The following is a 2629-nucleotide window of genomic DNA, read 5'->3' on the forward strand; positions in this document are numbered from 1 at the left end:
CAGAACGACATCTCCGTCTCCGGGGACCTCCTCTTCCTCTCCACCGACTCCTCCCGCAGCGACGACTCGTGCGCCAGCACCTCCCAGCCGGCCTCCGTCAAGGAGTCCTGGGAAGGCGTGAAGATCTTCGACATCAGCGACGTCACCGACCCGAAGTACGTCGCCGCCGTCGAGACCGCCTGCGGATCGCACACCCACACCCTCGTCCCGCAGCGCAAGGACGTGTACGTCTACGTCTCGTCCTACTCGCCCAACGCGGCCTTCCCGGACTGCCGTCCGCCGCACGACGGCATCTCCGTCATCAAGGTCCCGCGCAAGGCTCCCGAGCAGGCGCGCGTCGTCGGCTTCCCCGTCCTCTTCCCCGGCGAGGGCCCGGACGGCGGCGGCAACCCCGGCGCCCCCACGAACCCCGGCGTCACCAAGACCACCGGCTGCCACGACATCACCGTGCTTCCCGGCAAGGACCTCGCCGCCGGCGCCTGCATGGGCGACGGCATCCTCTTCGACATCGCGGACCCCGAACGCCCCCGGGTGATCGACCAGGTCCAGGACAACGTCAACTTCGCCTTCTGGCACTCCGCGACCTTCAACCAGAAGGCGAACAAGGTCGTCTTCACCGACGAGCTCGGCGGCGGCAGCGGCGCCACCTGCACCGCGGAGATCGGCCCGAACCGCGGCGCCAACGGCATCTACGACATCGTCGGCAAGGGCAAGAAGCGCGACCTGGTCTTCCGGAGCTACTTCAAGATCCCGCGCCACCAGGCCGCCACCGAGAACTGCGTCGCCCACAACGGCTCGCTCATCCCGGTCAAGGGCAAGGACCTCATGGTCCAGGCCTGGTACCAGGGCGGCGTCTCCGTCTGGGACTTCACCGACTCCGCCAGGCCCAGGGAGATCGGCCACTTCGAGCGCGGACCGCTCTCCGCCACCACCCTCTCCGTGGGCGGCTCCTGGTCCGCGTACTACTACAACGGCCACATCTACTCGAACGACATCGCCAAGGGCCTCGACGTGCTGAAGGTCTCCGACCGCCGCACGGACCCGGCCGCCCGCGTCCGGATGCACGAGCTCAACGTCCAGACGCAGCCCGACTACTTCGACGACTTCGAGGACTGACCGGGCGCACCGTCCACGGGCCGGCCGAGCGGCGGCCCCACCACCGGCGTGCCGCCGGGCGGACCCCCGTCCGGCGGCGCACCGCGTTCCCACTCGAGCCCGTAACGGTGGAACAGCTCCGCGCGCAGCCGGGCCACCGGCATCGGCGCCCCCGGCAGCAGCACCGCCACCACCGCGCCCATCAGCAGGGCGCGCAACAGCGGATAGTCGGTGTCCACGTCCTCGGAGCCGTACCGCTCCACCGTGTCGCGCAGCAGGAAGGCGAGCCGCTGCTGCTCCTCGCACCGCACGAAGCCCTCGGCCTGGAGGATCCCCGCCATGTGCGTCCGCATCAGGGTCGGCCGGTCCACCGCCAGGCCGAGGATCGCGTCGATGGCCCGTGCCAGACGCTCCCGGCCGTCCTCGGTGCGCGGCTCGCGCTCCAGCGCCTCCTCCAGCGTCAGATGCATCAGCCGGTGCACGGCCGACTGGAGGAGCTGCCGCTTGCCCGGGAAGTAGTACGAGATCAACCCGCGCGCCGAACCGGCCCGCTCGGCGATGTCGCCGAGTGTGGTCGCCTCGTAACCGCGCGTCGACACCAGCTCGACGGTGGCCTCCAGAATGCGCTCGCGCGAACGTCTTCGGAGCTGCTCGTTGACCGATGGACTACGCGGGGACATGCTGGACTCCTGCGTTGACTGGCTGCCAGCCAATATACTCAGCGCATGCCGCGCTCCGGCCGACCCGGTCGGAGGGCGGTCTGACCGTCTGTTCTGGGCGACACGGGGGATCGTCCAGAACAGGCGGTCTCACTCCTTTTCTCCCATTCTGCTCCGCCGTGAAGCCGGCGGCGGTGGTACGGCGCGGGGGAGGGGGCGCGGGAAGCGGCGCTCGCTCCAGCGGTACGCGAGGACGGCCGAGGCGACCAGGCACCAGCCGAGCAGCCACCCGCCGACGACGTCCGAGGGCCAGTGCACGCCCAGGTGCACCCGGGTCCAGCCGACGCCCAGGACCGAGACCGCGCAGAGCCAGGCGACCGTGCCCCAGCCCCGCCACGGCTCCCGCCGGCTCAACGCGAGCACCCACAGCAGCAGCCCGCAGGTCACCGTGGCCGCCATCGCGTGACCCGAGGGGAACGCCGCGAACCGCGCCGAGTCCACCGGGTCGGGCCACACCGGCCGTTCCCGCCCCACGGCGGCCTTGAGGAGGTGCTGGACCCCCAGGGCGACGACCGTGGTCACCGCCACCCACACCGCCCGGCGGCGCTCGCCCCGCCACCAGAGCACGAGCACCGTGGCCGCCGCCAGGGCCCGCATGGTGAGCGGGTCCCACACCCAGTCGCTGAACACCCGGGCGAAGGCCGTCACTTCGGGGTGGTCGACGGCGACGCGGTGGAACGCCTCGGCGACCGCGCGGTCGAGGGAGAGCAGAGGTGGCCACTCGCCGGCCACCAGCAGCAGGCACAGCCCGGCCAGGACCCCGGAGACCACGGCGGAGGAACGCATGCCCTGATCCTGCCCGACGATCGCCCCCG

General features: G+C 71.5%; 3 protein-coding genes. 1 reads left to right on the plus strand and 2 read right to left on the minus strand.

All coding sequences use genetic code 11. The features are described 5' to 3' along the window. Window positions 1–1116, plus strand: a 1116-nt coding sequence (locus RIF68_RS33810; RefSeq protein WP_309055293.1) for a hypothetical protein, incomplete at its 5' end; no start/stop codon positions are given. Here the strand turns inward: RIF68_RS33810 and RIF68_RS33815 are convergent. After that, complete coding sequence (locus RIF68_RS33815; RefSeq protein WP_309055294.1) at window positions 1092–1775, minus strand: helix-turn-helix domain-containing protein; 684 nt, start codon at window positions 1773–1775, stop codon at window positions 1092–1094. The genes RIF68_RS33810 and RIF68_RS33815 overlap by 25 nt on opposite strands. 129 nt (window positions 1776–1904) lie before the next feature. Then, window positions 1905–2621, minus strand: a complete 717-nt coding sequence (locus RIF68_RS33820) for a phosphatase PAP2 family protein (RefSeq protein WP_309055295.1) — start codon at window positions 2619–2621, stop codon at window positions 1905–1907. Window positions 2622–2629: the final 8 nt, after the last annotated feature.

The sequence above is a fragment of the Streptomyces sp. genome, assembly GCF_031178505.1.
In the GTDB taxonomy this organism is placed as follows: Bacteria; Actinomycetota; Actinomycetes; order Streptomycetales; family Streptomycetaceae; genus Streptomyces; species Streptomyces gulbargensis.

What these genes read in the sequence shown, in the direction of transcription:
- RIF68_RS33815 (WP_309055294.1), bottom strand. Translation starts at nt 1,775, where the DNA reads ATGTCCCCGCGTAGTCCATCGGTCAACGAGCAGCTCCGAAGACGTTCG.